Origin of the sequence: Photobacterium sp. Alg240-V54 (assembly GCF_900537155.1) — a bacterium.
Lineage (GTDB): Bacteria > Pseudomonadota > Gammaproteobacteria > Enterobacterales > Vibrionaceae > Photobacterium.
Genome location: NZ_UNRL01000007.1, coordinates 1 through 20,536, shown reverse-complemented (window position 1 = coordinate 20,536; position 20,536 = coordinate 1). Strand labels below are relative to the sequence as shown.

12 protein-coding genes, 1 tRNA gene and 3 rRNA genes are annotated in these 20,536 nt (G+C 42.1%); 12 read left to right on the top strand and 4 right to left on the bottom strand.

Annotation, left to right across the window (positions count from 1 at the left end; translation table 11 throughout):
* Window positions 1-93: 93 nt before the first annotated feature.
* The 12 genes from G6R09_RS15430 (at window position 94) to G6R09_RS15375 (ending at window position 19,355) form a co-directional block, all read left to right on the top strand.
* Entirely contained in the window at window positions 94-3,471 is a 3,378-nt protein-coding gene (locus G6R09_RS15430; protein ID WP_205523000.1) for a response regulator, read from the top strand.
* 741 nt (window positions 3,472-4,212) lie between these two features.
* Window positions 4,213-5,889: an ABC transporter substrate-binding protein gene (locus tag G6R09_RS15425; protein ID WP_065169107.1), complete on the top strand. Its 1,677-nt coding sequence runs from the start codon at window positions 4,213-4,215 to the stop codon at window positions 5,887-5,889.
* A 146-nt stretch (window positions 5,890-6,035) separates the two neighbouring features.
* Window positions 6,036-7,022, top strand: coding sequence for an ABC transporter permease (locus tag G6R09_RS15420; RefSeq protein ID WP_065169106.1), 987 nt, complete (start codon window positions 6,036-6,038; stop codon window positions 7,020-7,022).
* 2 nt (window positions 7,023-7,024) lie between these two features.
* Window positions 7,025-8,053, top strand: a complete 1,029-nt coding sequence (locus tag G6R09_RS15415; RefSeq protein ID WP_163923399.1) for an ABC transporter permease — start codon at window positions 7,025-7,027, stop codon at window positions 8,051-8,053.
* On the top strand, window positions 8,053-9,027 hold the full coding sequence (locus G6R09_RS15410; RefSeq protein WP_065169105.1) for an ABC transporter ATP-binding protein: 975 nt from the start codon (window positions 8,053-8,055) through the stop codon (window positions 9,025-9,027). The genes G6R09_RS15415 and G6R09_RS15410 overlap by 1 nt, the downstream gene beginning before the upstream one ends.
* 42 nt (window positions 9,028-9,069) lie before the next feature.
* Window positions 9,070-10,065, top strand: coding sequence for an ABC transporter ATP-binding protein (locus G6R09_RS15405; RefSeq protein WP_065169104.1), 996 nt, complete (start codon window positions 9,070-9,072; stop codon window positions 10,063-10,065).
* A 133-nt stretch (window positions 10,066-10,198) separates the two neighbouring features.
* A complete protein-coding gene (locus G6R09_RS15400) occupies window positions 10,199-11,935 on the top strand; it encodes a glycoside hydrolase family 9 protein (RefSeq protein WP_065169103.1) in 1,737 nt (578 codons plus the stop codon).
* Window positions 11,928-12,818, top strand: coding sequence for a BadF/BadG/BcrA/BcrD ATPase family protein (locus tag G6R09_RS15395; RefSeq protein WP_163923397.1), 891 nt, complete (start codon window positions 11,928-11,930; stop codon window positions 12,816-12,818). The genes G6R09_RS15400 and G6R09_RS15395 overlap by 8 nt, the downstream gene beginning before the upstream one ends.
* Window positions 12,819-12,828: 10 nt before the next feature.
* The gene (locus G6R09_RS15390; RefSeq protein ID WP_163923394.1) at window positions 12,829-14,757 is read left to right on the top strand and encodes a beta-N-acetylhexosaminidase; all 1,929 of its coding nucleotides are present in this window, start codon (window positions 12,829-12,831) and stop codon (window positions 14,755-14,757) included.
* Window positions 14,758-14,798: 41 nt separating this feature from the next.
* A complete protein-coding gene (locus tag G6R09_RS15385; protein WP_163923391.1) occupies window positions 14,799-17,204 on the top strand; it encodes a GH36-type glycosyl hydrolase domain-containing protein in 2,406 nt (801 codons plus the stop codon).
* A gap of 62 nt (window positions 17,205-17,266) precedes the next feature.
* The gene (locus G6R09_RS15380) at window positions 17,267-18,679 is read left to right on the top strand and encodes a phosphoglucomutase/phosphomannomutase family protein (protein WP_065169099.1); all 1,413 of its coding nucleotides are present in this window, start codon (window positions 17,267-17,269) and stop codon (window positions 18,677-18,679) included.
* Window positions 18,680-18,965: 286 nt separating this feature from the next.
* Window positions 18,966-19,355: a hypothetical protein gene (locus G6R09_RS15375; protein WP_163923388.1), complete on the top strand. Its 390-nt coding sequence runs from the start codon at window positions 18,966-18,968 to the stop codon at window positions 19,353-19,355.
* 507 nt (window positions 19,356-19,862) lie between these two features.
* Here the strand turns inward: G6R09_RS15375 and G6R09_RS15370 are convergent.
* The 4 genes from G6R09_RS15370 to G6R09_RS15355 form a co-directional block, all read right to left on the bottom strand.
* Window positions 19,863-19,939, bottom strand: a tRNA-Asp gene (locus G6R09_RS15370).
* Between the two features lie 32 nt (window positions 19,940-19,971).
* A 5S ribosomal RNA gene (rrf, locus tag G6R09_RS15365) occupies window positions 19,972-20,087 on the bottom strand.
* 50 nt (window positions 20,088-20,137) lie between these two features.
* Window positions 20,138-20,253: ribosomal RNA gene (gene rrf, locus G6R09_RS15360) — 5S ribosomal RNA — on the bottom strand.
* Window positions 20,254-20,425: 172 nt separating this feature from the next.
* Window positions 20,426-20,536: ribosomal RNA gene (locus G6R09_RS15355) — 23S ribosomal RNA — on the bottom strand; the annotation flags it as partial.

The following is a 20,536-nucleotide window of genomic DNA, read 5'->3' as shown; positions in this document are numbered from 1 at the left end:
TAAAGGACCATCGTTAAAATCTTAATGGTTATTTTAACGTGGCATTTATTGTCGTTAAAACCGTAAATACACCTTTTTTATTCAGGCACCGGAATGCAGAATACTCAACGCTTCAAACGTCTTCAGCACACGCTTATGCTGGCTTTTTTAGTTCTCAGTATCACCCCGTTGATATTGTCGGCACTCTATTTTCTTAATTCACACACCAAAGATTTAGCCGAACAAAGTATCAATCATCTCGCCTCATTACGTGACAATAAGCAAAAACAACTTCAAAGCTTTTTTGCCGCCAAAGAGTCCGAAGTTAAAAGTTTTGCCCGCTCAGAACTATCCAATAATAGTGGTGGTCGTTTTTATGGCTTAGTCGGTGCCTTCAATCAACTCGGTAATATAGATGCCCAGCTCGACGCACAAGGTCGGGCTAATTATTTTAATTTAACTTTAACCACTAAAGGTGATCAAACTGCTGACAGTGGCTATATTGGCCATGAACGTTATCGGTTAATGTTTAAACGTTATAATGCGGTTTATAATGAATACCTTAAACGTTCTGATTTCAAAGATATTATGTTAGTCGATATCTCTGGTGATGTGGTTTATTCCGTCAAAAACCACCAGCTTTTTGGGATCAATTTATTAGCCCAAGGCAAGACTCACCTAGCATTACAGCAAACATTTAAAGCCATCAAAGCGAAAACAGAGCAAACGCAACATAGCCCTGAACAAGTGCCAGTAGTGTTTACTGACTTCAGAAGCAATAGCCATAATAACGATACCACCGCTTGGTTTGCTGCCCCGATCATTCAGCAAGGCTACTTACACAGCTATGTGTTTATGGAGCTCAGTAATAAAAAAGTCACTGAATTAATTAAAGATAATACTAAGCATATTCAAACGCTATTGGTAGGTAGTGATCACCAACTTCGGTTTGAGTCTAATGCCAAATTACCGTCTCAACTTCAAAGCCAAAGTATTGATCAAGCCTTAGCAGGACAATCTGGCATTGGCAGTTTTATCAACTACGATAATATTCCAGTATTAGGTGCTTTTTCACCACTCAATATTCTCGGTAATCACTGGGCATTAGTGGTTGAATTACCGGAAAAAGAAGCATTTGCACGTATCTTTGAACTTGAGAAAATCTTTGTTGCTGCAATGGTAACCGCGATCATTTTGGTGATCATTACTTCGCATTGGCTATCAAACTCCATCACTGCACCATTGTTACGTTTAACCTGGGCAGCTGAAAAAGCATCGGGTGGTGATTTAGAACAAAAAATTGATGGCACCGAACGCCAAGATGAAATCGGACGCTTAGCGATCAGTTTTGCACGTATGCAGCGCTCTATTCGTGAAAAAATAGGCCTTATTCGTCAACAAAATAAAGAATTAGAACAAAATCTGATGGTTATTCGCCAGCAAAATAATGAGCTTCAAACCGCAGATAAAATGAAAGATGAGTTTCTAGCCACAACATCACATGAATTACGTACACCACTGCATGGTATGGTCGGTATTGCTGAGTCTTTATTAGCCGGGGCTAATGGCGCCTTACATGAACCTCAACGACGTCAATTAGAGATGATCATTAACAGTGGCCAGCGCTTAACAACCTTGGTCGATGACCTGCTTGATTACCATAAAATGCGTTATGGCGATCTGGATATTAATCATCAAGCGGTTGATATGTCGGTTGCGATTAGATTAGTGCTGGAATTATCAAGCCATTTATTGGGTAATAAACCAATTCGCATTATTAATCAAATTCCAGCAGATCTGCCCTTAGTTGATGCCGATGAACAACGCTTAGAACAAGTGTTATATAACCTGGTTGGCAATGCGATCAAATACACTTCTGAAGGTAAAATTATTTTATCGGCAACAGTATTAGAGCATCAATTACGTATTCAAGTGGTTGATACTGGACAAGGTATTCCAAGCGAACAACTAGAGCATATTTTTGAACCATTAATTCAAGCTAATACCGGAACAGCAAATTACCGTCAAGGAGCAGGACTTGGACTCTCTATTAGTCGCCAGTTGATCGAATTAATGGGTGGGCGCTTGTATGTCAGTAGCCAAACAATGGTCGGAACCACCTTTAGTTTCACGCTTAACTTAGCCAATGCTAATCAAATTGCAGCAATGGCGGCAAATCCTAATAATAATCATTTTAAAGCACCATTATTAAATGCGGCCAATTATGATCCATCTGATTTACCAGAAAATCCAGATGGTGAGCTGTTATTAGTGGTTGATGATGAGCCAGTCAACTTACAAATATTGACCAACTTCTTACGCCTTGCTGGCTATCGAGTTCAAACTGCAGAAAGTGGTGCTCAAGCCTTGGCTTTGATTGCTGAACAACAACCCGATCTGGTCTTGCTTGATATTATGATGCCTGAAATGAGTGGTTATGAGGTGTGTACAACACTGCGTAAGGATCACTCACTATTGGCTTTACCTATCATTATGTTATCAGCACTTGGACAAGTACAAGATCGCTTAAAAGGCTTTGAATGTGGTGCCAATGACTATTTAACCAAACCGTTTAATAAAGAAGAACTGATTGCTCGTATTCGCGCTTACCTTCAAGCGGGTAAAACAGAAATTGAACGCCAGAAAAACCACGCATTAGAGCAAGAAATTCATCGACGTGAACAAGTTGAGATTGGCTTAATTGAAACCCAAAGTCGCTTACTAGGGTTACTAGACTCAACCAGCGAAGCAATTATATGTGTTCAAAATGAAGGCCGTATTAGATATGCCAATGGTGCTGCTGGCAAACTATTTAAACGTGCGCCAGAGCTACTTGAGCGTTATACCATTGACGATATACTGGTAACACCACTGCCGATTACGGCTACTGACAATCATCATTTTAATGGCCAGTTGAATTATTATATTGGCGATCAGCAGCAACAATTAATGACCGCCGTTATTAATTTACCCATTGAGTCTGGACTCAAGCAAATGTTTGTCTTTGATAGTCAGGGCCCTTCAGCCGATCATCGTATTAATTTGCTTGAAAATGCAATTGATGTACTGTCTGAATTTGCCTTTAATGGCGACAAAAACAATCTTCAGCAGTTGCGCGAGCTGGGTGGGGAGTTTACTCGCTTAGCCGATAAATTAGGTGATGGAGAGCACAATAAAACCGAAATAATTCGCCAGCTATTAGTCGATTCAATGAAAGCAACGCTGCTATTTTGGGAAGCAGAATCTCATAAAAGTAAGTTTGAATTAGCTGAAGAAAGTGGTTTATGGCGCGTTTATTTAGATCGTAGCACTCTTCAAACGCGGACATTAGATAAATACCTCCAGCTTGAAACCTTGCCTAAAACGCCGCGCTGGCGCACTGTTATAAATACCATTGATTATGTGTTAGAGCGCTGCCCACAATCAAATACAGCCCGTCAAGAACTGGTGGTGATGCGTGACAAATTACACCACATCATCAGCCATGGTTAACCAGACATATTAGATAGTGATACAAAAAAGGTCCTTCTCGGGCCTTTTTTTATAGCCTAAATTTATCTTATCCACCATAACCATCGCACTAATCAATGGTAGCAGCACTTGATAATGACCTCTCATCGACACGATTAGAGGCTACGACAATCACACTCAAGCACTTTTTTAATGCTCGAAATAATCACCTTTAAATCCGTATCACTGATCAAGATCACACTATCATTATGGTTAAAATTAAACCATATCTATCAAAAAATAGCGTTCAAACAGCGTCAAAATAATTTCTTTTAGTTTATGAGAACCGAATCACAACAAACTGACACGGTAAATTTTCCGTATAAAAATAACCGCAAAAAACAGCATGCGTTACATCACACAAGCAAAAATTACAAAAAAACACCTATTAAAAAAGAGGTAAAAGCGAAGTAACCACTAACGTAACCAATGTAACAGCACGACCTATTTGTGACGTTAACCACGCTATTTACTGAATACTCAATCAAGTAAAACACCGATATTAACGTTTTTAACGGCAACATTAATTATTTTGACGTTTTTAACGGGCGACCACATTGACGATTGAGCCAATCCAGCCAATATTGAAGCCACTGAGAACCTACAAGGCCATTCAACGGTTCAGCGTTACTCAGGTTCCAATGAAGTAGGTTTGAGGCGCTCCAATGACGGAGCCAACTTTTATTTCCATTAGTGAAACAGAGCTAAGAGTAAGGAACAGCTATGCTTGCCAATATTAACAAAACTAAGTTAGCACTTGCAGTTGTTGCTGCAGCAACCGCTTTTACAGCACCCGTTGCAACTGCATCAGAAAAAAGCCAGCTAACAATCGTACCCGATTTTTACCCTACAATGGTACGTAACTTTAACCCGTTTTTAGCAACAAACCTTCGTACTACAACTGAATTCGTTTATGAGCCATTGGTTATCTTTAACCAAATGCACGGTAATGAGCCAGTTATGCGTTTGGCGAAAGACTACTACATGTCTGACGACCTAATGAACGTTACGTTTGAAATTCGTGATGGCGTAAAATGGTCTGACGGTAAACCTTTTACAGCTGAAGATGTTGTTTACTCTTTTGAGCTCGTAAAAGACAAGCCAGAACTTGACCAAATCGGTATCAACAAGTGGGTTAAATCTGTTAAGCAAGACGGTAACAAGGTTATCTTTGCACTAACAGCTGCTAACTCAAACGTACCGTTTGAAATCTCTAAAGTGCCAGTTATTCCTAAGCACATTTGGAGCAAAGTGAAGAACCCAACAACCTTCACTAACGAAAACCCAGTAGGTACTGGTCCATTTACAGAAATCGAGACATTTACTCCGCAACTTTACGTTCAATGTCGTAACCCTAATTACTGGGATAACGCCAACCTAGAAGTTGATTGTTTACGTGTTCCTCAAATCGCTAACAATGACCAACTACTAACTAAGATCATCAACTCTGAGTTAGATTGGACGTCATCGTTCATTCCTGACATCGACAGTACTTATGCTGCAGCAAATCCTAATCACAAATACTGGTACCCTGCTGCTGGTACGATGGCATTCATGCTGAACTATAAGTCGCCAAAAGCGGGTAACAACGAAGCAATCAACAATGTTGATTTCCGTCGTGCATTCTCTATGGCAATTGACCGTCAAACTATCATCGACATCGCGTTCTACGGTGCGGGTACTCCGAACGATTACGCATCTGGCCTAGGTGATAGCTTCAAGTCATGGTCTGACGAAGCTGTTCATAACAAATACAAAACTTACAACACTTACAACATCAAAGGCGCTAAAGACCTTCTTGCTAAAGCTGGCTTTAAAGACCTAGATGGTGACGGATTTGTTGAATCTCCAAAAGGTGAGAAGATCGAGCTTGAAGTTCAATCTCCAAACGGTTGGACTGACTTTAACAACACAGTACAGCTAGGTGTTGAGCAGCTTCAAGAAGCAGGTATCAATGCGAAAGCACGTACTCCTGACTTCGCTGTTTACAACCAAGCAATGCTAGAAGGCACTTACGATGTAGCGTTTACTAACTACTTCCACGGTGCAGATCCACACCTATACTGGGACAGTGCGTACAACTCACGTCTACAGCAAGGTGATGGTATGCCACGTTTCGCTATGCATTACTTTAAAAATGCACAGTTAGATTCGTTGCTAGACAGCTTCTACAAGACTGCTGATAAGGGTGAGCAAATGAAGATTGCTCATAGCATTCAGAAAATCATTGCTGAGAACCAAATTACAATTCCAGTAATTTCTGGTGCTAACAACTTCCAATACAATGAAGGTCGCTTCACTGGTTGGTGGAACGAGAAGAACCCTAAAGGCCGTCCAATGGTATGGGCTGGTGTTCAAGAGCGTCTACTTCAGGTACTGGATCTAAAACCAAAAGCGTAATTTCTGCTTAAATTTGCGGTGCACGCCTTGTGCACCGCCTCTTCCCTCTAATCCTTTTTGCAATCAAAGGTATGACGCTTGCGTCAGGGGGTTTTACGTCCTGAATTCAGCTCAGGAAGGCAAGCTGGATGTGTAAGGTGTGAGTTATGGGATTCTTTTTACGTCGTTTATCGTTTTATTTTATCGCGCTAATTTTCGCGGCAACGCTAAACTTTATTCTTCCGCGTGCGATGCCTGGTGACCCCGTTACCATGATGTTCGCAAACGCAACTGCCCAGGTAACCCCTGAGCGTATTGAAGCTATGAAAAAGCTACTTGGCTTTGTTGATGGTCCACTTTACGAGCAATACTTTTCGTATTTAGCCAACGTATTTACGTGGAACCTCGGTACTTCAATTAAATTTTACCCATTATCGGTGAATGATTTATTAGCAGGCGCAATTGGCTGGTCACTATTCCTAGCAGGTTCTGCTGTAATTCTTTCATTCTGTGTCGGTTCAGTATTTGGTATTTTCGCAGCATGGAAACGTGGCAGTAGCTACGACACTTTCATCTCTCCAGGAATGTTAGTTATTCAAGCGGTTCCACCGGTTGTAATCGCGATGCTAGTAATGTTTACCTTTGCTATCGGCTTAAAGTGGTTCCCGACAGGTAATGCCTACACTGCAGGTGTTGTCCCTGATTGGAGCAGCTTAGCATTCTATAAAGATGTGCTTTACCACGCCGCCCTACCTCTCTTCTGTGCCACTATTATTCAAATTGGCGGCTTCCTTATTGGCATGCGTAACAACATGATTAACCTGCTAAATGAAGACTACATCACCATGGCAAAAGGAAAAGGCCTAAGTGAAAACCGAGTAGTATTCAACTATGCAGCACGTAATGCAATGCTACCAAGTGTAACCGCATTATCAATGGCGCTCGGTATGGCTATCGGTGGTCAGCTTATTATCGAAATGATTTTCAACTATCCAGGTCTGGGAACGGTAATGCTAAACGCAATCCATGCGCGTGATTACCAAGTACTACAAGGTCAGTTATTAATTATGACTATGTTTATGTTGTTCTTTAACTTTATGGCCGACATCCTAATCGTTGCGCTAGACCCTCGTCTACGTAAAGGAGGCAAGTAATTATGAAAGCCTTATTTAAATTACTATCTGGCAACCCTAAAGCAATGTTTGGTCTCAGCATTATTGTTGTTTTTATTCTGGCGGCCGTGTTTGCACCATTAATTACCCAATATTCACCGGATAAAAGAACCGGTAATCCACATGAATACCCTGCTTTTGTTGTAAAAGCAGCACAAGATAATCCTGATGGTTGGATTGCGAAGAACCTAGCGACTAATAAGCGTACGTTATTAATGTCAAAAGATGCTGATCACGTTTTAGGTACATCGCGTATGGGACGTGATATCTGGTCACAACTTGTTTACGGCGCTCGTACTTCATTAGCTGTTGGTTTTGGTGCCGGTCTATTGGTGTGTTTCTTAGCAACCATCATTGGTATCTCAGCGGGTTACTTTGGCGGTAAAGTCGATGAAATTCTCACCGCATGTATGAACATCATGCTGGTAATGCCACAACTCCCAATATTGTTTGTTATCGCAGCCTTTGTAGGTCAAGCAGGCCCTCTCACAATAGCCATCGTTATTGCGGTCACCTCCTGGGCATGGGGCGCACGTGTTGTTCGTGCACAAACTTTATCGATTCGAGAGAAAGAGTTTGTTAAAGCGGCTGAAGTATTAGGTGAATCATCTCCTCGTATCATTTTCGTAGAGATCCTTCCTAACCTTATCTCTATCGTAGGTGCGAGCTTCATTGGTTCAGTAATGTATGCGATTAACGTTGAAGCGACATTATCTTTCTTAGGTCTAGGCGATCCAAACGGCATTAGCTGGGGCGTGATGCTCTACAACGTACAAACCTCATCTTCAATGTTAATTGGCGCATGGTGGGAAGTACTAGCTCCATGTTTTGCATTGATATTTATCGCTATTGGCCTTGCTATGCTTAACTTCGCTGTCGATGAGATTGCTAACCCTCAGTTACGTTCTCATAAAGGCATGCGCCGTTGGAAAAACCTTGCAAAAGAAAACGCTAAACAAGCACAACCGGTTGAAGCAATGCCTCAACCAGCACTAGAAGGCGGGACTAAATAATGACTGATCCACAAATCTCAATTCGTAATTTATGTGTTGATTATATTACTGATTCTGGCGATGTCCGTGCCGTTAATAATGTCAGCTTTGATATTGGTAAAGGTGAAATCTTTGGTCTAGCTGGTGAATCTGGTTGTGGTAAATCAACGGTTGCTTTCTCATTAATGCGCCTACACAAGCCGCCAGCATTCATTACCGGTGGTGAAGTGTTCTTTGATGGTCACGGTGACATTTTAAAGAAAACGGATATGGCGATGTCAGCTTTCCGTTGGAGTGAAATGTCAATGGTATTCCAAAGTGCGATGAACGCTTTGAACCCAGTGTTAACCATGGAAGAGCAATTTTGTGATGTGATCATGCGCCACACTAATATGACCCGTAAGCAAGCGATTCGTCGTGCTGAAGGTTTATTGGAAATTGTTGATATTCACCCAAGCCGTTTACGTGATTACCCACACCAGTTCTCTGGTGGTATGCGTCAGCGTTTAGTTATCGCAATTGCGTTAGCGCTAAATCCAAAGATGATCATCATGGATGAACCAACAACTGCACTTGATGTAGTGGTTCAACGTGAAATTCTGCAAAAGATTTATGCACTAAAAGAAGAGTTTGGCTTCTCAATTTTATTTATCACTCATGATTTATCACTGATGGTCGAGTTCTCAGATCGTATCGGCATCATGTATTCAGGTGAGCTAATTGAAGTTGCACCATCAAAGCAAATTCTTGAAACACCGTACCACCCATATACAGAAGGTTTGGGAAGTTCATTCCCGCCGCTAACAGGCCCTAAAACACGCTTAACCGGCATTCCAGGTAACCCATTGAACTTACTTGAAATACCACAAGGTTGTCGCTTCCAAGCTCGCTGTGGAAAAACCCATCCAGCGTGCTTTAGCACTCCAACTCAGTTAAGCCAAATTGAACCAGGACGTTTATCAAACTGCCACCTATTTACCAATACCGGTAACTAGTAGCAACACACCGCATTCTATAGGCAGTATTTAGGAGACACTATGAGCAAGCCTGTTGGAACACCGATTATCGAAGGTAAAAATCTCATTAAAGATTTCTCGGTAAACAGTAACTCACTTAAAAAATCAAAGATGCGTGCGATTAACGATGTGTCTTTCAAAATGTACAAAAGCCGCGGCTTAGCTGTGGTTGGCGAATCAGGCTCTGGTAAATCAACCACCGCTAAAATGATCGCCAAAATGTACGCACCAAGTGGCGGCCATATTGAATATTACGGACGTGACATTCAAACTATTAGCAGCCGTGATGACGTAATGAAATACCGTCAAGGGGTACAAATGGTATGGCAAGATCCGTTTGGATCATTAAACCCTACTCATACTATTTTTCACCATATTGCACGCCCATTACTGATCCACAACAAAGTGCCATCTGGTAATAAAAAAGAGCTTGAAGACACGGTTTACAACCTACTTGAGCAAGTGGGTTTGATTCCACCAAAAGCCACTGCGGCAAAATTCCCGCACCAGCTTTCTGGTGGCCAACGTCAGCGTGTTAACTTAGCCCGTAACATTGCAGTTGGCGCTGAAGTGGTACTGGCTGATGAACCAACGTCAATGCTTGATGTTTCTATTCGTGCCGGTGTTCTTAACCTAATGGAAGAGATGAAATTTGAGCGTGAAATGGCATTGCTTTACATTACTCACGATATTGCAACAGCACGTTATATTGCTGAAGATCTTGCGGTTATGTATGTCGGCCATATGGTTGAGTGGGGCGATACTGAAGAGATCATTCATAACCCACAACACCCTTACACCCAACTCTTAGTATCAGCGGTACCGGATCCAAGTAAATCGATCCATACCAAACTGAAAGGCAATAAAGGCGAAATTCCATTATGGACGCCTGAAAGTTTTGGTTGTCCATTTGCTGGCCGTTGTATGCAAGCGACAGATAAATGTCGTGAGAAATTACCAGAAGTTACTCAGTTATCAGACAACCACTTTGTGCGTTGTTACTTATATGAAAACTAAGTAATAAAGCCACCGTTATAAAAATTTAGCATCAATAACACGTTTACTTTTATTTCCATGTTATTTGTCGCTCAAGCAATTCAGTGATGGTTCCCATAAGGAGCCATCACTTATTAGCGACATTGGAGGCCCTATGCAGCTGTTAATTAATCACCTTGGTTATGAGCGCTTTAATACAAAGCAGGCTTTATTACAAACAACATCCCAAACACTGTCAGGCCACGCCGAATTAGTGTGTAATCAAACTAACCAAACTATTATGCAGCTGCCATTAGTTGCGTGTGGCACCACCGCACAATGGCATACGGGCAATATTTACCAAGTCGATTTTTCGGCTTGTCAAAAAGCAGGCGACTATCGCATTCGCTATGCCAACATCGAATCTTCTGTTTTCAGCATTGCTGAAGGCATACTAATGCAACGTACTTTCAGTGATGTTTTACACTATTTCAAATCACAACGTTGCAGTGGTATTTATGATCAAGCTGATAGCCAAGCACAATTACTCAACAGCGATATCAGCGTTGATGTTCGCGGTGGTTGGTACGATGCATCAGGCGATGTCAGCAAATATTTAAGCCACCTTTCTTATGCTAATTATCTCAACCCTCAGCAAACTCCAATGATTGTTTGGAACATGCTCAAAGCATATGAAATCGCTGAAGAGCAAACTGATATAGCTGATTTCACCCGTGTACGTTTGTTAGAAGAAGCGTTATTTGGCGCCGATTTTTTAGTGCGAATGCAAAGTGATGACGGTTTCTTTTACATGACCGTATTTGATAAATGGAGCAAGTCACCAGCACAACGTGATATCTGTGCTTATGCGACCCAAGACGGCATTAAAACTGATGATTATCAAGCAGGTTTCCGCCAAGGTGGTGGTGTCTCAATAGCAGCACTTGCGGCAGCGTCACGGATCACAACCTTACCTTCTTGCGCGCGTATTCCTCATTGTGATTCCTATCAAAGCGAGCGCTACTTGCATGCTGCAGAGCGTGGCTATTGGCATTTAAAACAACACAATACCAATTATCTTAACGATAACGCTGAAAATATTATTGATGAATACTGCGCCTTATTAGCTGCAGTAGAGCTTTATCGTGCCACCCATCAACAGCGTTATTTAACTGAAATGCGTGATTGGGCCCTGCGCCTAAGTCAACGTCAAATGTCAGATGAAAACGTTAGCCATTACTGGTCAGCCACCACAGATGGCAGTCGCCCTTATTATCATGCAGCAGAAGCAGGCTTACCTGCGATTGCATTGATGCAATATTTAGCCGCTGAGCCTGAAACCAAACACCAGCAACAATTGCAGCCTGTACTGGTAAATGCACTAAATTTTGAATTGACGTTAACAACCGAAGTTAATAATCCGTTTGGCTATCCACGTCAGTACACCAAAGCCGTTGATGGTGATAAACAAACCGCCTTCTTTGTTGCCCATAACAATGAATCTGGTTATTGGTGGCAAGGTGAAAATGCCCGTATCGCTTCCCTTGCAAGCATGGCATTTATGGCACAATCCCACCTCACTGATGACGTATTAAAGCAACAATTAATGCAATATGGTCAACAACTTATAAATTGGATTTTAGGGTTAAATCCTTTTGATATGTGCATGTTAGACGGTCATGGTAACAACAACCCAGATTACTTACCTCACCTAGGTTTCAGTAACGCTAAAGGCGGTGTTTGTAACGGCATCACTTCTGGCTTTGATAACGAACAAGACATCGCCTTTAACCCTGAAGGTCAAAAGGACGATATGCTGCAAAACTGGCGTTGGGGTGAGCAATGGATCCCTCATGGCGGTTGGTATTTATTAGCCACTACCCTGCAATTTAAGGAGCGTCACCATGGTTGATTTTCCATTTGCTTATCTTGTAGGTGTTGATGGCGGTGGCACCTCATGTCGCGCCCGCATCTGTGATTTAGCCGGTAATATTTTAGGTGAAGCGAAAACGGGCAGCGCCAATATTTTACTTGGTGGTGAGATTGCAATGGCATCAATTCAACAAGCCATTGCCCTTGCCGCTCAACAAGCACAATTAACACCAGCTGATTACCCTAAGATGGCGATCGGATTGGCGCTTGCAGGCGCTGAACAACAACAAGCGTGGCATGCCTTCATGCAACAACCTCACCCATACGGTGCCATTACGCTAAATACGGATGCTTATGGCGCTTGTTTAGGTGCTTGGGACGGTAAAGATGGTGCGATCCTCATTGCAGGCACCGGATCTTGTGGCATTTTATTGCTAGATGGTGAGCAACATGTGGTTGGTGGGCGTGAGTTTCCGATCTCAGATCAAGGCAGCGGCGCCATTATGGGACTGCGCCTGATTCAACAAGTCTTACTCAGTGTTGACGGTATCGTGCCAACAACCGAATTAACCCAGCATGTATTAAGTCATTTTGAGCATGATATTGATGCAATTGTTAGTTGGTCAAAAACAGCACGTCCTTGTGATTATGGTCAATTCTCTCCGGTAATCTTTCGCTTTGCAGCCCAAAACGATTCACTCGCGGTATCGCTATTACAACAAACGGCTGCAGACATTGAAATGTGGATGCAAGCGTTGATTGTGCGTGGTGCAACCCGTATTTGCCTCATGGGCGGTATTGGTGAACGCATTCAAACATGGCTAACCCCACCGATGCAGCAGCGACTAGCAACGCCGCAAGGTGATGCAATGGACGGCGCTATCGCTATGGCGCGTGGCAATCACAACTTATTTGTACGTTAAGGAAGTAAAAATGACTTACCGTCTTGATTTTACAGTAATAGAGAAAGCTGAAGGCTATTGCCGCTATGCGTTAAGTTTGCATAACTTAACCGATCAAGCGTTGCATGGATGGTCACTGTATTTCTTCATTAGCCGTTGCATTGATCCAGCCAGTGTTTCTGTTGGTAGTATTAGCCAAATTGGCAGCTACAGCCAATTATCCCAATTACCACCGTTAATGGCTAATGGACACTTTTATACTGAATTTACCATGAGAACAATGCCATTCAACTTACATGATGATGGCATCAATGAAGCATTTATCGCATTAGATAACGAAAATGCTCTGATCCAACCGTTAAAAGTCCACACCACTACCATTAATTTAGATCAAGATCCGATCGAGCGTTACTGTACGCCATTGCCAAGTGTTGGTTGTGATATTGCGTTAATTCCCCAACCCAATCACTTAACTCGACTTCAAGGTGAGTTTATTGTTAACCAATTTACCGCTCTTGAAACTCCACCACCCTTAGCACAAGGGGCGACAAACTGGTTAAGCGCTGAATATAAAAAGCATTTTAACGAAGTAATGCCAATTAGCTCTCAGGGCAATATCCATTATCACGTTAATAATGACATTATTGAACATGGCTACCAATTACTGATCGAAACCGACAATATTTGGATCCATGCTAGTTCGGCTAGCGGCTTTGTCCATGCAACATCAACCTTATTACAATTGCTGCCTACACGTCCAAGCCATGTTGTCGATGCTGCTTATTGCTTACCAATGGTAGAAATTAGCGATCAACCTCATTACAGCTACCGTGGCATGATGCTTGATTGCGGGCGTCATTTTCACCCTGTAGATCGTATTAAGCACCTACTGGATCAGTTAGCGCGTTATAAGTTCAATACATTCCACTGGCATCTAACCGATGATGAAGGCTGGCGAATTGAAATTGACGCCTACCCTCTATTAACTGAGATTGGTGCATGGCGCGGTCCAAATGAGATTATTGCGCCACAATTTAGTCATATTGATCAACGCTATGGCGGTTTTTATACCAAACAAGATATTCGTGATGTGATTGCTTATGCCAGCGATCGTGGCATTAGTATCATTCCTGAAATTGATATTCCTGGTCATTGCCGTGCGGCGATTTTATCGCTCCCTGAGCTGTTACAAGATCCAAACGATCATTCGGTATATCGCAGTATTCAGAACTACCCTGACAATATTTTATCGCCAGCATTAGCAGGAACCTACACCTTTATTCAAACCGTACTTGAAGAAGTATGTGAACTATTCCCTGCTCCTTTTGTACATATTGGTGCTGATGAAGTGCCTAAAGGCGTATGGACCGACAGTACTGCGTGCCAACAATTAATGGCTGATAACAACTACCACGACCCGATGGAATTACAAGGTCATCTATTGCGTTTTGCCGAACAAGTATTACAAGCCCAAGGCAAACGTATGATGGGCTGGGAAGAAGCAACCCATGGTAATAAAGTCAGTAAAAACACCGTTATTTATTCATGGCTTAGTGAAGAAGCCGGCCTTGAATGCGTAAAAAATGGCGTTGATGTGGTAATGCAACCCGCACAAGCCACCTATCTCGATTTAGCTCAAGGTTACTCTGCTGACGAGGCTGGCGTCGATTGGGCTGGTAAATTAACACTGGATAATGTTTACAATTATCATCCACTTAGCATGCTACCAGAGCAAAATTCTGCGCGGCAGCACATTTTAGGCATTCAAACTGCACTTTGGTCAGAATTAATTAATAACCAAAGCCGATTTGAATATATGATTTATCCGCGCTTACTGGCGGTATCGGAGATCTGCTGGAGTAAACCACAACATCGTAACTGGGATGACTTTAAAGCACGCTTAAAAGGTCAACTTAACTATCTAGATAAGGCGGGCATTAATTACCGCCACTGTGAATAACCACGCACACAGAACAGTAAATATTTTAAGGATTAGAAATAATGAAATACGGTTATTTTGACAACGGCAATAAAGAGTATGTTATCACTCGACCTGATGTCCCTGCACCATGGACCAACTACCTTGGTACTGAAAAGTTCTGTACAGTGATTTCACAAAATGCCGGTGGTTACTCTTTCTATAAGTCACCAGAATACAATCGCGTTACTAAATTCCGTCCCAATGCGACATTTGATCGTCCAGGGCATTATGTTTACCTGCGCGATGATGCGACAGGTGATTACTGGTCAATCTCATGGCAGCCAGTGGCGAAAAGTCTTGATGAAGCTAAATATGAAGTACGTCACGGCTTGTCATACTCAAAATTTGCTTGTGAATACAATGGTATTTCAGCACAAAAAACCTTATTCGTGCCGATTGGTGAAGATGCTGAAATTTGGGATGTAGTCCTGAAAAACACCACTGATGAAGTACGAACTATTAGTGCGTTCTCATTTGTTGAATTCTCATTTAGCCACATTCAATCTGATAACCAAAACCATCAGATGAGTCTTTACTCTGCAGGTACATCTTATGAAGATGGCGTGATTGAATACGATTTGTATTACAACACCAAAGAGAAAGAAGGTTACTACTACCTAGCATCAAGCTTTACTCCTGATAGCTATGATGGCCAACGTGATACTTTCATTGGTGCATACCGTGATGAGTCTAATCCAATTGCAGTTGAGAAAGGTCGTTGTTCTAACCACGTGCAAACTTGTTACAACCATTGCGGTTCACTACACAAGCAATTTACGCTGCAACCTGGTGAAGAAATTCGCTTTAACTACATTCTAGGTATTGGTAAAAACGAAGGCCAACGTCTACGTCAAAAGTACCAAGACAACGCTGTTGTTGATGCTGCATTTGCTGAAATTAAGCACCACTGGGAAAGCCGCTGCAACAAGTTTAAAGTAACATCGCCAAATGAAGGCCTTGATACCATGATCAACGCTTGGACACTATACCAAGCAGAAACGTGTGTTGTATGGTCTCGCTTTGCTTCATTCATCGAAGTCGGTGGTCGTACTGGTCTTGGTTACCGTGATACCGCCCAAGATGCTATCTCTGTACCACACTCTAATCCAACAATGACACGTAAGCGTTTGGTCGATTTACTTCGTGGCCAAGTGCAAGCGGGTTATGGTTTACACCTGTTTGATCCTGATTGGTTCGATCCAGACATGGCTGATGTGGAGCCATCAAAATCACCAACAGTAGTACCGACACCAAGTGATGCAGATAAGATCCACGGCATTGATGATACTTGTTCAGATGACCATCTATGGTTAGTCCCTACTATCTGTAAGTACATCACAGAAACGGGCGAAGAAAGCTTCCTTGACGAAGTGATCCCATACGCTGACGGTGGTGATGCAACGGTTTATGATCACATGAAAGCAGCACTTGATTTCTCTGCCGAATATGTAGGTCAAACTGGTATCTGTAAAGGTCTACGTGCCGATTGGAATGACTGCCTAAACTTAGGCGGCGGTGAATCAGCAATGGTCTCGTTCCTTCACTTCTGGGCACTACAAGAATTTATTCAACTCGCTAAATACCAAGGTAAAACAGCAGATGTTGAAAAATACACTGAAATGGCAGCCAATGTACGTGAAGCATGTGAAACCCATTTATGGGATGACGAAGGCGGCTGGTACATTCGTGGTTTAACCAAAAATGGCGACAAGATTGGTACAGCACAGCAAACAGAGGGCCGTATTCACCTAGAGTCAAATACCCTTGCTGTTCTATCAGGCATGGCATCACAAGATCGTGGTGAGCAAGCAATGGATGCGGTAGATGAAAATCTTTACTCAGACTATGGCTTACATCTTAATGCACCATCATTCTCAACCCCTAACGATGACATTGGTTTCGTAACCCGTGTATATCAAGGCGTTAAAGAAAATGGCGCGATCTTCTCGCATCCAAACCCATGGGCATGGGTAGCAGAAGCAAAACTAGGTCGTGGCGATCGTGCAATGAAATTCTATGATGCACTGAACCCATACAACCAAAACGACATGATTGAAACGCGTATGGCTGAACCTTACTCTTACGTGCAATTTATCATGGGCCGCGATCACCAAGATCATGGCCGTGCTAACCACCCATGGTTAACAGGTACGTCTGGTTGGGCTTACTTTGCTGTCACTAACTTTATTCTTGGTGTTCAGACAGGTTTTGATGGCCTAACTATTAATCCATGTATTCCAACTGAATGGCCTGGATTTGACGTAACACGTGAATGGCGTGGTGCAACGTACAATATTAACGTAACCAATCCAAATCATGTTAGCAAAGGCATTAAATCTATTACCCTTAATGGTCAGCCTGTTGATGGTGCAATTGCACCTCAAGCTGAAGGCTCTGTAAATACCGTTACCGTTGTAATGGGCTAATCACTTTTAGGGGAGTAGCTCTACTCCCCATTTTATTTTGCGAGAGAAATAGGAGTTCCTCCATGATTCAATTTGGAACCGGTGGTTGGCGTGCCTTTATTGGTGAAGAGTTTACCCAAGCAAATGTACGTTTAGTTGCACAAGCAATTGCTAACATTATGATCACGGAATCAGTCACTGATAAAGGATTTATTATTGGTTATGACCGCCGCTTTTTATCAGATAAAGCCGCAACTTGGTTTGCTGAAGTATTAGCAGGAAATAACATCAAATGTAGTTTTATCAATCGCTTTGTACCAACACCGATCGTGATGTTTAAAGCGAAACAAACCGGTGCAATTTACTCAGCGTGTATTACTGCATCGCATAACCCAGCAGATTACAACGGTATCAAAGTATTCATCGAAGGCGGTCGTGATGCTGATGAAATCATTACCCAAAAGATTGAACAACAAATTGCAGTACTGACGGATGCTGATATTAAGCTGGTTGATTTTGAACAAGCACAACGTGATAAGTTAATTGAAATTATCAATCCAATGAACGAGTTCGTTGATTCTGTGATTGATTTACTTGATTTAGAAGCGATCAAACAAGCTAACCTACGCGTTCTTATCGACCCAATGTTTGGCGTTGCTAAAAATGCATTACAAACAGTATTGATCACCGGTCGTTGTGATGTTGATGTTATCAACGATGGTGAAAACCCAGGTTTTGGCGGCTTAATGCCATCACCAAGTGCTGCAACTCTTTATCGTCTTAAACATTTAGTCGCTCAAGAAGGCTATGACATTGGTATTGGTACCGATGGCGATGCTGATCGTTTGGGCATCATTGATGAAAAAGGTAACTTTATTCATCCTAATGAAGTGTTATTGCTGCTGTATTACTACCTATTAGAATACAAAGGCTGGAAAGGCTCTGTTGTGCGTAATATCGCCACTACCCATTTACTTGATAAAGTCGCTGCAGCCTATGGTGAAAAGTCATTTGAAGTACCGGTTGGCTTTAAGCACATCAGCTCACAAATGGAAGCCGATGACTCATTACTGGGTGGTGAAAGCTCAGGTGGCCTGACTATTCGTGGTCATATTAAAGGTAAAGATGGTATTTTCGCATCAAGTTTATTAGTTGAAATGATCAGTTCAACGGGTAAAAAATTATCTGAATTATTAGATGAAATTTATACTCGCTTTGGCTATGCCTATACCGCTGAAGGCGATTGCACTTTTAAAGCAGCTGAACGTGATCGTCTTTATAATAAAATTTATATCGAAAAATCATTACCTGCATTTGATTACGAAATCGAAAAAGTTAGCTATGCCGATGGTGCGAAAGTTTACTTTAAAAATGGTGGTTGGGCGATTGCACGTTTCTCAGGTACAGAACCATTACTACGTCTGTTTGTAGAAATGGAAGATCAAACCCAAGCTGAAGCCGTCTTACTGCAGTTTAAACAATTTCTTGCAGTATAAACCGTTAGATATTTTCATTGCTAAGTCCTAGTAACACGCCCTATAGCTGTTACATTGTGCAGATCAGTTACTTTGATCTTTGCCACTGGGTAGTCGATTGACTACCCTTTTCTTTATTATTTAATGAGTGTTTATATAATTAATAATAATCCAACCTTACTCACAAACTGCGTTTTTTTCGTTTCCAAACCACTAAAAAACGGATGATCTCACATACAACTTCTCGCTTTAGGTCCATGCTTATTCCATAACCAAAACTTTCTACGTCATGTAATAAGGGGTTGTTATGAAAAAAGCCATCATTGCTATCACTATGATCGCGCTCGCAGTATTGTTTAGCGAACATTTTCATTCATTCTCAGTCGGTTTTAGCTTAGCGATTGTCGCCGTCAGTTGTGGCTACCTAATCGCCTATCAAGCGATCCTACGACCACAATATGCGATGAGTTTTTTAGTTACAGCAGCATTAGTTAAACTCGCGATCACTGTTATTGGTGTAATTTGGGTATTTACAGCCGATATTATTCATTCACCACTCACCTTTCTTATCGCGTACACCTTGTTCTCTATCATTATTACTTATGCTGTTTCCCGCTACCGCGCCCATCGTCGTGATATTAGTGACCAACAACAACGTGAAATTTTTCACACTGGTCTCTATGAGGAATTGAAATAGATTTCTACAGACGAAAAAAAACCTGAATCTTTCGATTCAGGTTTCTTCAATAATGTGAAGTGGACGGGACTTGCCATACCTAACATCAGCGCAACCCCCAGCGTGTCAGGCCGCTAAGCTTCCCAATAAAAAGCGATCTCCATGGATGGAGAAAATGCCAAATAATGTCAGGAACATTATTGGTCAACTGAACTACCACTCCGCAATATCTATTCAGCATCATATTGCTTTTATACAGATGAAAAAAAACCTGAATCTTTCGATTCAGGTTTCTTCAATAATGTGAAGTGGACGGGACTTGCCATACCTAACATCAGCGCGCCCCCAATGTGTCAGGCCGCTAGCTTCCTAACAGAAAACGATCGCCATGGATGGAGAGAATGCCAAATAATGTCGGGAACATTATTGGCCAACTGAACGACCACTCCGCAATATCTATTCAGCATCATATTGCTTTTATGCAGATGAAAAAAAACCTGAATCTTTCGATTCAGGTTTCTTCAATAATGGCGGAGTGGACGGGACTCGAACCCGCGACCCCCGGCGTGACAGGCCGGTATTCTAACCAACTGAACTACCACTCCGCAGTGTCTATTCAGCATTTAAGCAATTTGAAACTTAGCAATGTCCTACTCTCACATGGGGAGACCCCACACTACCATCGGCGCTATAACGTTTCACTTCTGAGTTCGGCAAGGGATCAGGTGGTACCGTTATGCTATGGTCGCTAAGTAAATTCTGTATCTATTACCGTTAATTAATAACAATAATATAAATTTGAAGCCTGGCGATGTCCTACTCTCACATGGGGAGGCCCCACACTACCATCGGCGCTATTACGTTTCACTACTGAGTTCGGCAAGGGATCAGGTGGGTCCATAACGCTATGGTCGCCAAGCAAATTCGACGTGAAAGGATTCACTAATATCGCGATGCCATGGATGGCAAGGAGCGATGTGACCTAACACTAAATCTGGAAATTATCTAACTAGTTTGTTCTCAACACATCATTCAAGTGTTTGTAGAGTCCGTCTCTTCTCTTTTGAGAAGAAAAACCCCTTGGGTGTTGTATGGTTAAGCCTCACGGGCAATTAGTATCAGTTAGCTCAATGCCTCGCAGCACTTACACACCTGACCTATCAACGTTGTAGTCTTCAACAACCCTTTAGAGACCTTAAAGG